General features: G+C 73.3%; 18 protein-coding genes. 6 read left to right on the top strand and 12 right to left on the bottom strand.

Annotation, left to right across the window (positions count from 1 at the left end):
* Positions 1–260, top strand: a 260-nt coding sequence (locus ABZ881_RS15505) for a hypothetical protein (RefSeq protein ID WP_358485064.1), incomplete at its 5' end; no start/stop codon positions are given.
* Between the two features lie 98 nt (positions 261–358).
* Here the strand turns inward: ABZ881_RS15505 and yhjD are convergent.
* The 5 genes from yhjD to ABZ881_RS15480 all read right to left on the bottom strand — a co-directional run bounded on the left by yhjD (position 359) and on the right by ABZ881_RS15480 (position 6507).
* Positions 359–1423: an inner membrane protein YhjD gene (yhjD, locus tag ABZ881_RS15500; RefSeq protein WP_358485062.1), complete on the bottom strand. Its 1065-nt coding sequence runs from the start codon at positions 1421–1423 to the stop codon at positions 359–361.
* A gap of 41 nt (positions 1424–1464) precedes the next feature.
* A complete protein-coding gene (gene trpS, locus ABZ881_RS15495; protein WP_344029120.1) occupies positions 1465–2478 on the bottom strand; it encodes a tryptophan--tRNA ligase in 1014 nt (337 codons plus the stop codon).
* Positions 2479–2511: 33 nt separating this feature from the next.
* Complete coding sequence (locus tag ABZ881_RS15490; protein ID WP_358485060.1) at positions 2512–3417, bottom strand: helix-turn-helix domain-containing protein; 906 nt, start codon at positions 3415–3417, stop codon at positions 2512–2514.
* A gap of 224 nt (positions 3418–3641) precedes the next feature.
* Positions 3642–3839 (bottom strand): hypothetical protein, encoded by a 198-nt coding sequence (locus ABZ881_RS15485; protein ID WP_358485057.1) that lies wholly within the window; start codon positions 3837–3839, stop codon positions 3642–3644.
* Positions 3840–3903: 64 nt separating this feature from the next.
* Positions 3904–6507, bottom strand: coding sequence for a bifunctional FO biosynthesis protein CofGH (locus tag ABZ881_RS15480; RefSeq protein ID WP_358485055.1), 2604 nt, complete (start codon positions 6505–6507; stop codon positions 3904–3906).
* Between the two features lie 178 nt (positions 6508–6685).
* On the opposite strand from ABZ881_RS15480, the gene ABZ881_RS15475 reads away from it, so the two are divergent.
* Positions 6686–7195, top strand: a complete 510-nt coding sequence (locus ABZ881_RS15475) for a hypothetical protein (RefSeq protein WP_358485054.1) — start codon at positions 6686–6688, stop codon at positions 7193–7195.
* A gap of 15 nt (positions 7196–7210) precedes the next feature.
* Here the strand turns inward: ABZ881_RS15475 and ABZ881_RS15470 are convergent, their stop codons facing one another.
* Genes ABZ881_RS15470 through ABZ881_RS15455 form a run of 4 tightly spaced genes read right to left on the bottom strand, consistent with a single transcriptional unit; the run spans position 7211 to position 9798 of the window.
* Positions 7211–7726, bottom strand: a complete 516-nt coding sequence (locus ABZ881_RS15470; protein WP_358485051.1) for a YbaK/EbsC family protein — start codon at positions 7724–7726, stop codon at positions 7211–7213.
* Positions 7727–7786: 60 nt separating this feature from the next.
* Positions 7787–8605, bottom strand: coding sequence for a hypothetical protein (locus tag ABZ881_RS15465; RefSeq protein ID WP_358485050.1), 819 nt, complete (start codon positions 8603–8605; stop codon positions 7787–7789).
* Positions 8602–9426: an exodeoxyribonuclease III gene (locus tag ABZ881_RS15460; protein WP_358485047.1), complete on the bottom strand. Its 825-nt coding sequence runs from the start codon at positions 9424–9426 to the stop codon at positions 8602–8604. The genes ABZ881_RS15465 and ABZ881_RS15460 overlap by 4 nt, the downstream gene beginning before the upstream one ends.
* A gap of 42 nt (positions 9427–9468) precedes the next feature.
* Positions 9469–9798 carry a hypothetical protein gene (locus ABZ881_RS15455; protein ID WP_344029096.1) on the bottom strand — a complete coding sequence of 110 codons (330 nt, stop codon included), beginning with the start codon at positions 9796–9798 and terminating at the stop codon, positions 9469–9471.
* A gap of 243 nt (positions 9799–10041) precedes the next feature.
* On the opposite strand from ABZ881_RS15455, the gene ABZ881_RS15450 reads away from it, so the two are divergent.
* Positions 10042–12273: an NADP-dependent isocitrate dehydrogenase gene (locus ABZ881_RS15450; protein ID WP_358485045.1), complete on the top strand. Its 2232-nt coding sequence runs from the start codon at positions 10042–10044 to the stop codon at positions 12271–12273.
* A gap of 57 nt (positions 12274–12330) precedes the next feature.
* Here the strand turns inward: ABZ881_RS15450 and ABZ881_RS15445 are convergent, their stop codons facing one another.
* Complete coding sequence (locus ABZ881_RS15445) at positions 12331–12618, bottom strand: helix-turn-helix transcriptional regulator (protein WP_358485044.1); 288 nt, start codon at positions 12616–12618, stop codon at positions 12331–12333.
* Between the two features lie 68 nt (positions 12619–12686).
* Here ABZ881_RS15445 and map point away from each other — a divergent pair, with 68 nt between their 5' ends.
* Entirely contained in the window at positions 12687–13469 is a 783-nt protein-coding gene (gene map, locus ABZ881_RS15440) for a type I methionyl aminopeptidase (protein WP_358485041.1), read from the top strand.
* A 178-nt stretch (positions 13470–13647) separates the two neighbouring features.
* Entirely contained in the window at positions 13648–13830 is a 183-nt protein-coding gene (locus ABZ881_RS15435) for a hypothetical protein (RefSeq protein ID WP_344029084.1), read from the top strand.
* Between the two features lie 51 nt (positions 13831–13881).
* Here ABZ881_RS15435 and ABZ881_RS15430 read toward each other — a convergent pair whose 3' ends face one another.
* Together ABZ881_RS15430 and ABZ881_RS15425 are read right to left on the bottom strand one after the other, a co-directional pair.
* Positions 13882–14184, bottom strand: a complete 303-nt coding sequence (locus ABZ881_RS15430; protein ID WP_344029081.1) for a DUF3017 domain-containing protein — start codon at positions 14182–14184, stop codon at positions 13882–13884.
* A 217-nt stretch (positions 14185–14401) separates the two neighbouring features.
* The gene (locus tag ABZ881_RS15425) at positions 14402–15256 is read right to left on the bottom strand and encodes a bifunctional methylenetetrahydrofolate dehydrogenase/methenyltetrahydrofolate cyclohydrolase (RefSeq protein WP_344029078.1); all 855 of its coding nucleotides are present in this window, start codon (positions 15254–15256) and stop codon (positions 14402–14404) included.
* A gap of 228 nt (positions 15257–15484) precedes the next feature.
* Here ABZ881_RS15425 and ABZ881_RS15420 point away from each other — a divergent pair, with 228 nt between their 5' ends.
* Entirely contained in the window at positions 15485–16147 is a 663-nt protein-coding gene (locus ABZ881_RS15420; RefSeq protein WP_358485038.1) for a GPR1/FUN34/YaaH family transporter, read from the top strand.
* Positions 16148–16166 lie beyond the last annotated feature (19 nt).

Raw genomic sequence — 16166 nt, 5'->3', positions numbered from 1 at the left:
TCCTCGCCGCCACCGACGGCTCACTGACCTGGATCAGCCCGTGCGGACACCAGGAGACCACCCACCCACACGACTACCGACCCCACCTCCACGACACACACACGACACCGCCCTCCAACGGCTCCGCGACCGCAACCACCACGGCGACGGCAGCCACGACCACGGCGACCACGGCCACGGCGACCACGACGTCCACCGCGGCCACGGCAGCGACGGCGCGAGTCGATGCCGATGCCGAAGCCGATGCCCCGCCGTTCTGACCCGGCGCGGGAAGGGGACCGGGGACGCGGGAAGGGATGGACGGAGGAGCACCCGGCGCGAGAGGAGCGCCCGGCGCGGTAACGAGATGGCTCCGGGCTCAGCGGCGACGGCGGCCCAACGCCCGCAGCCCCAGCGCGCCGCCGATCAGTCCGGCGGTGACCAGGCCGGCCGAGGCGAGCGCGCCGGGGCCCTCCCGCACCACGTACTGCGGCCGGATCACGGCCGGGCCGGGGATGTCGCGCGGTCCCTGGTCGTTCTCCTCGGCGCTGGCCGCCCAGGCCGTCACGAACAGCAGGAACCGCGAGGTGAAGAAGATGAAGATCAACAGACCGAGGATGGAGCCGAACGCGGCACCGGCCGGGGTCTGGCCGATGGTGCCCAGGTAGACGACCATCACCCGCTGCAGAACGGCGAAGCCGATCGCGCCGATCAGCGCGGCCTTCGCGGCGCTGCGGAAGGTGACCGGCTCGCGGGGCAGCCGGGCGATCACCCAGAGGAACACCAGCCAGTTCCCGAGCAGGCCGACCAGGAACCCGACGACGTTCAACAGCACGATCGCCCAGCTCGCGCCGCCGAGACCGACCAGGCCGAGCAGGTAGCTACCGAGCGCGCCGGTGACCGAGGCGATGGCGAACGACAGCACCAGGGCCAGACCGAGCCCGACCAGCGCCAGCAGGTCGAACGCCAGCCGCTTGATCATCGGCGGGGCATCGTCGCGCTGCCCCCACTGCTCGGTGAGCGCCTCGCGGAGGTTGCTCATCCAGCCGATCCCGGAGTAGAGCGCGCCGACCAGGCCGATCAGGCCGATCGCGCCCGCCCGGTTGATCGCCGTGTCGACGACGCCGTCGAGGGTCTGCCCGAGGTCACCGGGCACCGCCGAGGTGATGCCCTCGCGCAGCTGCTCCACCAGGTCGGGATTGCCGCGCAGCACGAACCCGGCGACGGCGAACGCCACCATCAGCAACGGCACCAGCGCCAGGATCGAGAAGTAGGTGATCGCCGCGGCGTAGTGGTCGCCGTGGTTCTCGGTGTAGCGCTCCCCGGCCCGGACCAGGTGGTCGAGCCAGGGGTGCTTCTCCCGCTGGCGCTCGAGGAAGGTCGGGCCCTCCTCCTCGTCGTCGTCGAACCGGTGCGCCGTCGTCGTCGGACGGTTGTCGGCCATCGTTCCCCCGGGGTCGGTCGTGCTCGCCCGCCCGGGACTCGTCAGCCTGCGGGCGGGAGGAAGCCGATCCTCTCGTGAACTGCGGCCAGTGTCGCGCCGGACACCTCGCGCGCCCGGGTGGCGCCCGCCGCCAGCACCCGGTCCAGCTCCGCCGGATCGGCGAGGTAGCCGCGGACCCGCTCGGCGAACGGCTCGGCGAAGGCCGCGACGATCTCGCCGAGATCCTTCTTCAGGTCGCCGTAGCCACGGCCGGCGTACTCCGCCTCGACCTCGGAGACCTTCCGGTCGGTCATCGCCGCGTTGATCGTGAGCAGGTTCGCGATGCCCGGCTTGGCCTCCGGGTCGTAACGGATCTCACGCTCGTTGTCGGTGACCGCCGAGCGGATCTTCTTCGCCGAGGTCTTCGGCGGGTCCAGCAGCTCCACGATCCCGGACGGCGACGATGCCGACTTGCTCATCTTCGCCGTCGGGTCCTGCAGGTCGAAGATCTTCGCCGTGGCCTGCGGGATGTAGGGCTCGGGCACCTGGAAGGTCGCGCCGAAGCGGTGGTTGAACCGCTGCGCCAGGTTGCGGGTCAGCTCCAGGTGCTGGCGCTGGTCCTCGCCGACCGGCACCTGATCTGCCTGGTAGAGCAGGATGTCGGCGGCCTGCAGCACCGGGTAGGTGAACAGCCCGACGGTGGCGCGGTCGGCCCCGTGCCGCGCCGACTTGTCCTTGAACTGGGTCATCCGGCCGGCCTCGCCGAACCCGGTGATGCACTCCAGCACCCAGCTCAGCCGGGCGTGCTCGGGCACGTGCGACTGCACGAACAGGGTGCACCGCTGCGGGTCCAGGCCGAGGCCGAGCAGCTGCGCCGCGGCCACCCGGGTCCGCTGCGCCAGCTCCTTCGGGTCGTGCTCGACGGTGATCGCGTGCAGGTCGACCACGCAGTAGAACGCCTCGTGGCTCTCCTGCAGCGCGACCCACTGCCGCAGCGCGCCCAGGTAGTTGCCGAGATGGAACGAGTCGGCGGTGGGCTGGATCCCGGAGAGCACGCGGGGACGGCGGTCGGTCATGAACGGCATCCTCGCAGCCCCCGGCGGACGCGGTCAGCTCGGTTGTACCGGCGACACCGAGCCCCGGTCGAACGCCGCGCCGCACCGGTCGCAGACCAGCCGGACCTGCAGCACCGCACCGCAGGCGCGGTGCCGGATCGTGAGGTCCACCGGCGACCCGTCGATCCCGGCGTGCCAGCGGAGCGACCAGTCGACCAGACAGGCGAAGATCGGGAACGACGCGATCCCCTTCTCGGTGAGCCGGTAGCTGCCGTCCCCGGTACGTGCCAGCACCCCCAGCTCGACGAACCGGCGCAGTCGGTCGGAGAGCACCTCCGGGGAGATCGCGAGCGCGTCGGCGATCCCGCTGAACGAGCGGAGCCCGGTCAGCGCGGCACCGAGCACGGTCGCCCCCCAGCGGTCACCGATGATCTCCATCGCCCCGGGGAGCAGGGACATCGGGTCGTCCGGGAGCCGGCCGCGGGTGCGCCGCGGGTGCTGGCGCGCCAGCTGCTCCAGGCCGGGCGTCCCGGGCGTCCGGTGCACCGTGGTGTCCCGCGGCCCGACCCGCTCGCCGCAGGCCGCGCAGCAGGTCAGCACCCCGGCCGGGGCGCCGCAGGCCCGGTGCACGATCTCCGGCAGCGGGACCTCCCGGGGCACCCAGGACTTCTCCCAGTGCCAGGTGGTGATCAGCAGCTTCCAGACGTCGGCGCCGCGCTCGGTCAGCGCGTACTCTCGCCGCTCCCGGCCGCCCTCACGGTAGGGCCGGGTCTGCAGCAGCCCCGCGTCGACCAGCGACCGCAGCCGCGCGGACAGCGTCGCGTCGGAGATGTTCAGGGTGTCCCGCCAGCCCGCGTAACGGCGAACCCCGAGGGCCGCCCGCTGCAGGATCAGCAGGGTCCAGGTGTCCGCGAGCAGGCCGAGCCCGCACCCGACGGCGCCCAGCTTCTGCGCCCGCACTTGCCCGCCTCCCTTGACCAGCCCCGGTCATGATCGTACTGTCAGGGTCTGACTCTGCCGATCGAAGCCGGGCCGCGCAACGGGGAGCGCCAGCGGACGGGGCGGAGTGTGGATCGGGCTCGGGGGGTCCGATCCACCCGGACGGCCGGTCCGGATCCGCGGCGGCGCTGAGGGGGAGGTCGCCACGGTCCGGCCGGTCGTGCGTGGGTGCCCGGACAGCACATCTAGCCGGCGGACTGCCCGCAGTCCCCCGGGTTCCCGGACCGCTCGTCGTCACCGGTCTCCGGAGCGGGCGCCGGCTGCATCGTCACGACACCCTTCTCCAGGTCGATCGGGCCCAGCCGCCACTGCTCCCCGCCCTGCGCGGCGTCCGAGTCCTCGTGGATCCGCTTCCGCGGGAACATCTCTCCGAGCACGCTCATGCCACCACCGTACGACGGTTCCGCCGCCCGGCGGCGGCCCCGGCGGCGTCGCCGGTCCGGCCGCTCAGGCCGGGGTGAGCGGCAGCATCGTCGGACCGGGGCGCGGGGCCGGGACCAGCGTCGTCGGCTCACCCCGGTAGGTGGTCGTCCGCTGCCGCACCGGGCGCCCGGCGCCGTGCGCGATCGCCGTGAGTTCCTCCACCGAGCGCTCCGAACCGTTCTCCGAGCCGGCCATCCGGCTGATCGTCTCCTCCATCAGGGTGCCGCCCATGTCGTCGGCCCCACCGGCGAGCACCTCGGCGGCCAGGTCGTCGCCGAGCTTCACCCAGGACACCTGGATGTGGTCGATCCGCCCGTGCAGCGCGAGCCGTGCGAACGCGTGCACCGCCCGGTTGTCCCGTTCGGTCGGCCCGGGCCGGGCGAGTCCGGCCAGGTAGATCGGCGCGTTGTGGTGCACGAACGGCAGCGGGACGAACTCGGTGAACCCGGCCGCGTTGTGCTCCCGGGCGCGGTCCTGGATCGAGGCCAGGGTGCGCAGGTGCCCGAGCCAGTGCCGCGGCTCGTCGACGTGGCCGTACATCATCGTCGACGACGACGGGATGCCCAGCTCGTGCGCCGTCGAGACGACCTCGATCCACTGCGCGGCCGGGAGCTTGCCCTTGGTGAGCACCCATCGCACCTCGTCGTCGAGGATCTCGGCGGCGGTGCCGGGGATCGAGCCCAGCCCGGCCGCCTTCAGCTCGCCGAGCCACTCCCGGATCGACACGCCCGCCTTGGCCGCCGCGGAGACGACCTCCATCGGGGAGAACGCGTGCACGTGCATCCCGGGGACGGCCTCGTGCACCGCACGGACCAGATCGCCGTAGAACGAGGTGGGCAGCTGCGGGTCGATCCCGCCCTGGACGCAGACCTCGGTCGCGCCGTCCCGGGCGGCCTCGGCGGCCCGCGCGGCGACGTCGTCGAGGGAGAGCCGGAACGCGTCGGCGTCCCGTTCACGCTGGGCGAACGCGCAGAACCGGCAGCCGACGTAGCAGACGTTCGAGAAGTTGATGTTCCGGTTGACGACGTAGGTGACGTCGTCCCCGTTCACCGACCGGCGGACGTCGTCGGCGAGACCCAGCAGGGTCCGCAGCGCGGGACCGTCGGCGGTGAGCACCGCCATCGCGGCCGCGGCGTGCGCCGGATCGAGCAGCGCCGCCGGATCGGACGCGGCCAGGTCCAGGCCGGTCCTCACGTCGCCGTCGAGCCGCTCGGGCGCCCGCGAGCGCTGCTCGGCCAGCTCGGCGGCCACCTCGTCCCAGTCGCCGTAGACGGAGCCGAAGTCGGTGCGCCGGTCGTCGGTGCGCCCGGTGGTGTCGATGGTGCTGTTCAGATCGGTGCGCCCGGTGGAGGCGAACCCGCCGTCCGGCTCCTGCCAGGGCCGCCCCTCGACGACCGCGCCCGGATCGGCGAGGCCGTCGGCGGTCGCCAGTGCGGCGACGTGGCCGTGCAGCCGGGTGTCGATCCACGGCGACCCGGCGCGCACGTACTTCGGGTAGGCGGTGAGCCGCTCCCGCAGCTCGAAGCCCTCGGCCGCGGTGACCCGGGCCAGCTCGTCGACGGCCGGCCACGGCATCTCCGGGGACACGTGGTCCACGGTCACCGGGGAGACCCCGCCCCAGTCGTCGATGCCGGCGCGCACCATCAGCCCGAACTCCTCGCCGACCAGGTTCGGCGGGGCCTGCAGCCGGATCTTCGGGCCGAGCACGACGCGGGCGACGGCGATCGTCGCGGCCAGGTCGTCGAGATCGGCGTCCGGGTCGTTCGCCATCGCGGTGTCCGGCTTCGCCCGGAAGTTCTGGACGATCACCTCCTGCACGTGCCCGTGCGCCCGGGCGGCGGAGCGGATCGCGAACAGCGACTCGGCCCGCTCGGTGCGGTTCTCGCCGATCCCGATCAGGATCCCGGTGGTGAACGGGATGCCGACCCGGCCGGCGTCGGTCAGCGCGCGCAGCCGGACGGCGGGCTCCTTGTCGGGGCTGCCGAAGTGCGGGCCACCCTTCTCGAACAGCCGCTGCGAGGTGGTCTCCAGCATCATCCCCATGCTGGCCGCGACCGGCTTGAGCCGGGTCGCCTCCTCCCAGGACATGACGCCCGGGTTGAGGTGCGGCAGCAGCCCGGTCTCCTCCAGCACGGCGATCGCGCAGGCCCGGACGTAGTCGAGCGTCGAGTCGTAGCCGCGGGCGTCGAGCCACTCACGGGCCTGCGGCCAGCGGTCCTCCGGCCGATCGCCGAGGGTGAACAGTGCCTCCTTGCACCCCTGCGCGGCGCCCTGGCGGGCGATCTCGACGACCTCGTCGCGCTCCAGGAACATCGACTCGAGGCGGTGCGGCACGGTTGCGAACGTGCAGTAGTGACACCGGTCCCGGCACAGCCGGGTCAGCGGGATGAACACGTTGCGGGAGTAGGTGACGACGCCGGGGCGCCCTTCCGCGACCAGCCCCGCGTCACGCACCCGGCCCGCGTGCGTGAGCAGCTCGTCGAGATCGTCGCCGCGCGCGGCGAGCAGCACCGCGGCCTCGGTGACGTCCAGCGTCGCGCCGTCCCGGACGCGCCGCAATGCCCGCCGGATCGCGGAGGCGGACGGGGCGGCCTGGGCCGGAACGGAATCGGCAGGAGTGTCGGCCATGGACCCACAGTAGGTTTCCCGCATCACCGCAGCGACCGTCGAACATCAACGGGTGGTCAACTCGTGGTGCGGGTCACTCCGGGACGCCGGCGTCCCGACCGAGCTGCTGCGCCCACCCGCGCACGACGGCAGCCGCGAGGCACCGACGGCGGGCGGCTCCGGATCGAGGATCCGCTGCATGCCGATCCCGCGCAGCTCGGCCGGTCACCGCGCGGATCCCGGACTCGGCGACGAGCTCGGCAGCGGCGGCGAGCAGGGCCGTGCGGGCGCACGTCTGGTCGGGTACCTCCCGATGGCGACCCGCTTCCTGCTCACCGGTGCGCCGGCCCCGGCCGGCGTCGAGCTCCAGCTCCTGCCGCTGGCGCCGCTGGCCGCGCTGCGGAGCCGCGACCTGCTGGAGCAGGAGCCGTCGCAGGTGGTCGTCTCCAGCGCGAGCAGTAAGACCGGTCTCGCGCTCGGCTGCCTGCTCCGCGTCGGGAGCGTGCGCACGGTCGGCCTCACCGGCGCCGGACCGGGCGGGGCGACCCTCGGCCGGCTCCTCGCCGAGGCGCGGGCCATTCTGGTGGGCTGGGCGGCGACCTGGATGTCGCTGCGGACCACGGACGGCCTGGACGCGGCCCGCGCGGACTGGCAGCGGGTCGCGCACGGCGGGCCGCCCGGTCCGGGCGCCGTCGTCGTCCGGCCCTGAGCGGGCTGGGCCGGGTCAGTCCCCGACCCGGGCTGCGGTACCCCCGGTGACGGCGACGAGCTCGGCGAACGTCGTCGGGAACACCGACCGGGCGATCCCGCCGGCCGCCCAGACCCGGTCGTAGTCGTCGAGTGCGACGTCGACCAGCGTGCGCAGCGGCGCCGGGTGCCCGACCGGCGCCACCCCGCCGATGACCTGCCCGGTGGCCGCCCTGACCAGGTCCCGGTCGGCCCGGCCGACCGACCGCGCCCCGACCAGCGCGGCGACCCGGCCGGTGTCCACCCGGTGCCGCCCCGAGGTGAGGACGAGCAGCGCCTCGCCGTCGGCGTCGAACACCAGCGAGTTGGCGATCTGGCCGATCTCGACGTCGAGCGCCGCGGCCGCCGCGGCCGCGGTGGTCACCGCGTCCGGCAGCAGGACCAGTCCGGCGATCGACGCCGGATCCGCGCCCGCCGTGCGCAGCGCCTCCTTCACGGCGGCGACCCGCGGATGGTCGGCGGGATGCTCGGTGGCCCCGGTGGAGTCGTTCATGGTCCCATCCTGCTGGCCGGTTCCACCGGTTTCAGCGGTTTTCAGCGGTTGTCAGCGGTTTCAGCGGGTGGCCCACAGCAGCATCGCGACGACCGCGACCAGCAGCAGTCCGGCCACGACGAGCAGGATCCAGCGATTGCGGCCCAGGTCGCCGCCGGTCGGGCGGGGCCGGGCGGCCCGCTCCAGCAGGGCGTGGGCGTCGTCCGGCCCGGTGCGCTCCGCGGGATCGGCCGCGGTCAGCCCGGCGATCGCGCGTTCCAGCGGGCCGCCGGACGGGATCCGCCGCCCGGCCGTGTGCGCCAGCAGCGCGCCGAGGCTCCACAGGTCGGCGGCCGGGCCGTCGCCGGCCCCGGCGCGGCGCTCGGGCGGGCTGAACGGCCCCGGTTCCCGGCCGATCGCGCGGGCCAGGCCCAGGTCGGTGACCAGCGCGGACCCGTCCGGGGCGAGCAGCACGCAGTCCGGATCGAGACCGCCGTGCGTGCCGCCCGCGGTGTGCACCGCACGCAGCGCGTCGAGCACGTCCCGGCCGATCGCGGCGGTCCGCTGCGCGCCGAGCGGGCCGTCCTCGACGAGCCTGCTCAGCGGCCGGGCGTCCGGACGCTCGGTGACCAGGTACTCGCGCAGGGCGCCGTCCGGGGTGCGGTCGGTGATCAGGTCCAGGACGCCGGCCACCCCGGGGTGCTGCAGCCGGCCCGCGGCGCGCACCTCCGCGAGCAGGCGTTCGCGCAGGCCGTCGCCGTGCGCGGGCACCGCGATCTCGGTGATCGCGACCATCCGGCCGGTGATCCGGTCCTCGGCGCGGCGGACCGGGCCGAATCCGCGCCGGTCCAGCTCGTCGAGCAGCACGTAACGGCCGCCGACCACGCCGGTCCCGGTCACCCGGGTTCCCCGAGCCGGACCGTCACCGGGGCGTGGTCGGACCAGCGCCGGTCGTGCGACGGCGCCCGCTCGACGACGGCACCGGTCGCCAGAGCCGCGACGCGCGGCGTGCCGAGCAGATGGTCGATCCGCCAGCCCACGTCGTTGTCGAAGGCCCGCCCGCGGTAGCTCCACCACGAGTACGGCCCGTCGACATCCGGGTGCTGGTCGCGGACCAGATCGGCCCAGCCGTGCTCGACCAGCCCGGCGAACCACTCCCGCTCGTGCGGCAGGAAGCCGGAGTTCTTCCGGTTCCCCCGCCAGTTCCGCAGGTCCAGCTCGGTCGGCGCGATGTTCCAGTCGCCGGCCACGACCATCTCGCGGCCGGTCGCGACGCACCTGCCGAACGCGGCGCGCAGGTGATCGCCGAAGGTCTTGCAGAACGCGTCCTTGGCGTCCTGCTTCTCGGTCCCGGCCAGGCCCTTGGGCAGGTAGAGCGACCCGACGGTGAACCCGCCGGGCAGGTCGACCTCCAGGTAGCGGCCGTCGAGATCGGTGACCGGGTCGCCGAACCCGATCCGCACCGCCTCCGGCTCGGCCCGGCTCAGCACGGCGACGCCGTTGCGCCCCTTCGCCGTCTCCGAGGGCGCCAGCCGCAGGTGCCAGCCGTGCTCGTCGAGGGTGGCCCGGAAGGCGTCCGGCAGCTCCTCCGGGCGGGCCCGGACCTCCTGCAGGCAGACGACGTCGGCCGCGGTCCCCGCCAGCCAGTCGAGCAGCCCCTTCGTGGAGGCGGCCCGGACGCCGTTGACGTTCGCGGTACTGAGGACACGGACGGCAACCACCCGCCTACTCTCCCGCACCGCCCGGCACCGCCCTGAACGGGCTCAGCAGACGCTGCCCGCCGTCGCGGCGACGCTGTCCGACGGGACCCACCGCTCACCGCCGGTGAGCTTGCGGAACCCGGTGTCGACGATCGTCTCGGCCGGGACCTCCTGGCCGCTGCGCAGCGTCTCCACCGCCTGCGCGGTCGGGCTCGGCGCCGCCCGGACGGTGACCTCGGCCGCCTGCACGGTCACCGTGCAGGCGTTCTCCAGGCTGCCGGTCGCGCCGCCGTAGCCGAGCGCGATCGCGGTCAGCCCGACCCCGATCAGGCCGACCAGCGGCCAGCCGGTCAGCAGCGACTTCCGGGAGAGCCCGAGCTTCACCTTCGCCACGCGTGTGGTCCCCTTCCCGCGACCGTCGTCACACGTACGGTAACCGCTCCGCCGCGGCGGGGAGATCCACCGACCGGGGTGTCGGACCGGTTACTCCTGCGGGCGTCGCCGGGCGGGTGCGGGATAGCGTGTGCGCGCAGATGCGGGTCGCCGCCGGGGACCCGCCCGGTCACCCCGGGCTCGTCCCCCCGCGCCACCCGTCGCAGGAGATCCGACGACGAGCCGAGGCAGGCCAGACACGCGATGAAGCTCATCTACACGTACACCGACGAGGCGCCCGCGCTGGCGACCCATTCGTTCCTGCCGGTCATCGAGGCGTTCGCCGGGCAGGCCGGGGTCGACGTGGAGACCCGCGACATCTCGCTGGCCGGCCGGATCCTGGCGAAGTTCCCGGACCGGCTGACCGAGGCGCAGCGCGTCCCGGACGCGCTCGCCGAGCTGGGCGAGCTGGCGACCACGCCGGACGCCAACATCATCAAGCTGCCCAACATCAGCGCCTCGGTCCCGCAGCTCAAGGCGGCGATCCGGGAGCTGCAGGCGGGCGGCTACGACGTGCCGGACTACCCGGAGGACCCGCAGACCGACGACGAGCGCGCCGCGAAGGCGGCCTACGACTCGGTCAAGGGCTCCGCGGTCAACCCGGTGCTGCGCGAGGGCAACTCCGACCGGCGCGCCCCGCTGTCGGTGAAGAACTTCGCGCGCAAGCACCCGCACTCGATGGGCGCCTGGAGCGCCGACTCCAAGAGCCACGTCGCGACCATGTCCGACGGCGACTTCCGGCACTCCGAGACCTCCTTCACCGCACCGGCCGACGGCGCCGTGCGGATCGAGCACGTGGCCGCCGACGGCACCGTCACCGTGCTGAAGGAGTCGGTGACGGTTCTCGAGGGCGAGGTGATCGACGGCGCCGTGCTGCGCAAGGAGGCCCTGCGGGAGTTCCTGGCCGAGCAGATCGCCGACGCGAAGGAGCGGGGTGTCCTGTTCTCGGTGCACCTCAAGGCCACGATGATGAAGGTCTCCGACCCGATCATCTTCGGGCACGCGGTGCGCGCCTACTTCGCGGACGTCTTCGAGACCTACGGCGACGACCTCGCGTCGGTCGGCGCCGACCCGGACGACGGCCTGGCGTCGGTGCTGTCCGCGATCGAGAAGCTGCCCGCCGACAAGCGGGCCGCGATCGAGAAGGCGATCGACGACGCCTACGCCACCGGCCCTGCGCTGGCCCAGGTCGACTCCTCCCGCGGGATCACCAACCTGCACGTGCCCAGCGACGTGATCATCGACGCCTCGATGCCGGCCGCGATCCGCTCGTCGGGCCAGATGTGGAACGCCGACGACACGACGCAGGACGCCAAGTTCGTCATCCCGGACTCGTCCTACGCCGAGCTGTACGACGAGACCGTCAAGCACTGCATCGCCAACGGCGCCTTCGACCCGACGACGATGGGCACCGTCCCGAACGTCGGCCTGATGGCGCAGAAGGCCGAGGAGTACGGCAGCCACGACAAGACGTTCGAGATCGCCTCGGCCGGCACCGTCCGGGTGGTCGACGCCGGCTCGGGCGAGGTCCGGCTGTCGCACGAGGTCGCCGAGGGCGACATCTGGCGGGCCTGCCAGACCAAGGACGCGCCGATCCGCAACTGGGTCGGCCTCGCCGTCGAGCGGGCCAGGGCGACCGGCTCGCCGGCGGTGTTCTGGCTGGACTCCGCGCGCGCCCACGACGCGCAGCTGATCGCCAAGGTCGAGAAGTACCTGGGCGAGCACGACACCGACGGCCTGACCATCGAGATCCTGAACGTCGCCGAGGCGACCCGCTACACCCTGGAGCGGGCCCGCAAGGGCGAGGACACCATCTCGGTCACCGGCAACGTGCTGCGCGACTACCTGACCGACCTGTTCCCCATCCTCGAACTGGGGACCTCGGCGAAGATGCTCTCGATCGTCCCGCTGATGAACGGCGGCGGCCTGTTCGAGACCGGCGCCGGCGGCTCGGCCCCGAAGCACGTCCAGCAGCTGCAGAAGGAGAACCACCTGCGGTGGGATTCGCTCGGCGAGTTCCTGGCGCTGGCCGTGTCACTGGAGATGCTGGCGTCGAAGTCGCCGGACCCGCTCCGCGCGAAGCTGCTCGGCCAGACCCTCGACGAGGCCACCGGGAAGCTGCTGGAGAACGGGAAGTCCCCGTCGCGCAAGGTCGGCGAGCTGGACAACCGGGGCAGCCACTTCTACGTCGCGCTGTACTGGGCGCAGGCGCTGGCCGCGCAGACCGAGGACCCGGAGCTGGCGGCGGTGTTCGCCCCGCTCGCCGCCGCCCTCGCCGATCAGGAGGAGACGATCGTCGCCGAGCTCAACGCGGTCCAGGGTGAGCCGGTCGACCTGGGCGGCTACTACCACGTGGACCGGGCCCGGGCCGACGAGGTGATGCGCCCGAGCGCCACCTTCAACGCCGCGATCGACGGGTTCGCCGGCAAGGCCTGATCCGCGCCGCCGCACACGGGGGCCCGTCCTGCGGGGCGGGCCCCCGTCGTGTCCGGGCTACGCCGCGGGCGGCGCGGTCGCCGCGGCCACCGTCCCGGCCGCGGGCCGGGAGATCTCGGCCCACACCTCGTCCAGCGAGAGACCGAGCACGTCGGCGATCGCCGCGATGGTCGGGAACGCGGGGGTCGCGACCCGGCCGGACTCGATCTTGCGCAGGGTCTCCGGCGAGACGCCCGCCTCCAGCGCCGTGTCCAGCATCGGGCGCGCCCCCCTGGCCGCGCGGAGGAGGCAGCCGAGGCGCCGACCGCGCTCGACCTCGGCGGGGGTGAGCGGAAGCCTGACCATGGCGCCGATGATAGTACCGGTATAGTTTGACCGGTATTGTTATTGGACGCGCCTCCGGAGGACACCCCGTGATCGAGATCCTGAGCCCCGCGGAGGTCGCCCGCGCCCGGTCCGCCGGTGCCCTGGTCGCCGACGTGCTGCAGGAGCTGCGCCGCACCAGCACACCCGGCACGAACCTGCTCGACCTCGACCGACTGGCCGCCACGCTGATCGCCGACGGCGGCGGGACGTCCTGCTACGTCGACTACGCGCCGTCGTTCGGGCGCGGGCCGTTCGGCCACCACGTCTGCACCGCGGTCAACGATGCCGTGCTGCACGGCCGCCCGCACGACCGCGCACTCGCCGACGGCGACCTGCTCACCCTCGATCTCGCCGTCACCGTCGACGGGATCGCGGCGGACTCCGCGATCAGCTTCGTCGTGGGCGACCGGGCCGACGCGGAGAGCCTCGCCCTGATCGACGCGACCGAACGGGCACTGGCGGCCGGGATCGCGGCCACCCGCCCGGATGCCCGCACCGGCGACATCTCGCACGCCATCGGCACCGTGCTGGGCGGATCGGGCTACGCGATCAACACCCAGTTCGGCGGGCACGGCATCGGCTCGACGATGCACCAGGACCCGCACATCACCAACACCGGACGTCCGGGGCGCGGCTACCGGCTGCGTCCCGGGCTACTGCTGGCGCTCGAGCCGTGGGTGATGGCGGACACCGCCGAGCTCGTCACCGACGACGACGGCTGGACCTTGCGCAGCGCGACCGGCTGCCGCACCGCGCACAGCGAGCACACGATCGCCGTCACCCGCGACGGCGCCGAGATCCTCACCCTGCCGCGGCACCTGCGCCCCTGACGACAGGATTGGCGAGCCGGTATCCGATTGGGAGCACGGCACCGCCGGGCGGGTGCATCCGACGATCTTCACTGCGATCATCGGGTGATCACCGCGATCGACGGCGACGATCACCGACCCGTCCGGACCATCCCCGGTCACCGAGCGTGCGCGACGCGCCGGTAGAATCCTGATAGCGATGATCATTATCGAGCAGCCGCCGACCGTGCCGCCCCGGGCCCCCCGACCCGCCCGGCCGGTCCCGCCGAGCGCCACCAGCACCGGCCCCGGCCGCCCCGGCAGCAAGCGGCCGGCCGGCCCGCGCCGCCCGCCGACCCGGCGCCCGGCGAGCCCCGCCACCCCCGGCGACACCCGGCGCTGAGCGCCGGGCGGCTCGGCCCCGGCCGAGGCCCGCGTCCCGGGCCGTCGGCGTTCAGCTGACCGTCAGCGAGCTGCTGGTGATCGTCAGCGCGAGCAGCAGGACCGCGACGCCGAACCCGCCGTAGACCAGCGCATCGGTGTAGCGGCCCCGGATCGCCAGCAGGCCCACCCGGTCCTGCGGCAGCGCCACCCGCAACCCGGTCGCGACCAGCAGCGCGACGGCGAACAGCGCCGACCCCTCCCGCCAGTGCTCGGTCACCACCCGCTGCAGGCCGACGACCGCGATCAGCAGCACCACGAGCAGCGGCCAGTGCGTCCGCAGCCGGGCCCGCAACCCGTGCCCGGTCCGGCTCATCGCCTCCACGGTCACCTCCGGTTCAGCCGGACGAGCGGCGTGCTGCGTGCTGTGCAGATGCTCACTCCGCAAGCTGCGTGCTGTGCAGATGCTCACTCCGCAAGCTGCGTGCTGTATCGATGCTCACTCCGCAAGCTGCGTGCTGTATCGATGCTCACTCCGCAAGCTGCGTTCGGTATCGATGCTCACTCCGGCAAGCTGCGTTCGGTATCGATGCTCACTCCGGCAAGCTGCGTTCGGCTGCCTCGACGACGTTCGTCAGCAGCATCCCCCGGGTCATCGGGCCCACGCCACCGGGCATCGGGGCGAGCTTCCCCGCGACCTCGGCCACCTCCGGCGAGACGTCCCCGACCAGGCCGAGATCGGTCCGGGTGACACCGACGTCCAGCACCGCGGCACCCGGCCGGATCTGGTCCGCGGTGATCAGCCCTGCCTTCCCCGCGGCCGCGACGACCACGTCGGCCTCCCGCAGGTGCGCCGCCAGGTCCCGGGTGCCGGTGTGGCAGAGGGTCACCGTCGCGTTCTCGCTGCGCCGGGTCAGCAGCAGCCCGAGCGGCCGCCCGACCGTCACCCCGCGACCGACGACCACCACCCGCGCACCGTCGAGCTCCACGTCGAACCGGCGGCACAGCTCCACGATGCCGCGCGGGGTGCACGGCAGCGGGCCCGGCTCGCCGAGCACCAGGCGGCCCAGGTTGACCGGGTGCAGGCCGTCGGCGTCCTTGGCCGGGTCGACCCGCTCCAGCGCGGCGCCGGCGTCCAGCCCGGCGGGCAGCGGCAGCTGCACGATGAACCCGGTGCACGACGGGTCCGCGTTCAGCTCGTCGATCACGTCCTCGACCTGGGCCTGGCTCGCGTCCGCCGGCAGCTCGCGCTGCAGCGAGGTGATCCCCACCTTGGCGCAGTCCCGGTGCTTGCCCCTGACGTAGGCGTGCGAACCGGGGTCGTCCCCGACCAGGACGGTGCCCAGGCCCGGGGTCACCCCCGCCGCCGCCAGCTTCTCCACCCGCGCCCGCAGGTCCTCCAGCAGCTCCGCCAGCGTCGCCTTGCCATCCATCACCCGTGCGCTCACCCGGCCATCCTCGCAGGTGCCCGGACGGGTGACCGAACCTGATCGAACGAGGTGCTCGTGCCGCCGAGGTAGTGGAACCCGGAGCCACGACCTGCGCGGACGCCGGTGGACCGTGCAATCGGAGAAGGGGATGCGGTCTGGTCGTCCGGAGGGGCCGGAAACGATCTCGACGAGAGCAGAATCACACGGCCGGTGCCGGACCGGCCACAACTCGACGAGGAGTTTCCCATGAGCGTGGAGAGCGAGACCGCTGCCGCGACAGCCGCGGCACCGCCCGCGGCGGCCGCGCCGCCGCCCGCCAATCCCGCACTGCTCGGCCTGATCTGTTTCCTGCCCGCGGGCATCACGCTGGGCCTGTGGTTCGTCGGCTATCTCGACACCACCGCCCTGCCGGGCGGGATGATCCCCGCACTGACCTTCTCGGCCGGTCTGTTCATGATGATCGCCACGATCTCCGCACTGCGGGTCGGCGACAGCGTCTCGGCCGCGATCTTCGGGGTGTTCTCCGCGTTCTGGACCAGCTTCGGTGTGCTGCTCATGGCGCTGAACAACGGCTGGATCATCGACGCGGGCACCGGTGAGGCGCTGTCGACCGCGCAGATCGGCTCCATCCAGTCGACCTACCTGCTGTCGTTCACCCTGGTCTTCATCCTGCTGACGCTTGCCACGCTGCGGCTGCCGCTGATGTTCACCGTCGGGTTCGTGCTGGTCGATGTCACGTTCGTGCTCGCCTACCTGGGGGTGACCGCCGGCAACGCCGGGTTGTTCCCGATCGCCGGGATCACCACGTTCGCGTTCTGCGCGGTGTTCGCCTACATCCTGTTCGACGCGTTCGGCCAGACCCTCGGCGGACGTGCGATGGCGATGGGCAATCCGCTCGTGCGGTCCTGACCGCACCGGGGCGCCCACC

This window comes from Pseudonocardia sp. NPDC046786 (assembly GCF_040645415.1).
GTDB classification, from domain to species: Bacteria; Actinomycetota; Actinomycetes; order Mycobacteriales; family Pseudonocardiaceae; genus Pseudonocardia; species Pseudonocardia kongjuensis.
This window is presented reverse-complemented; position numbering and strand designations above follow the sequence as displayed.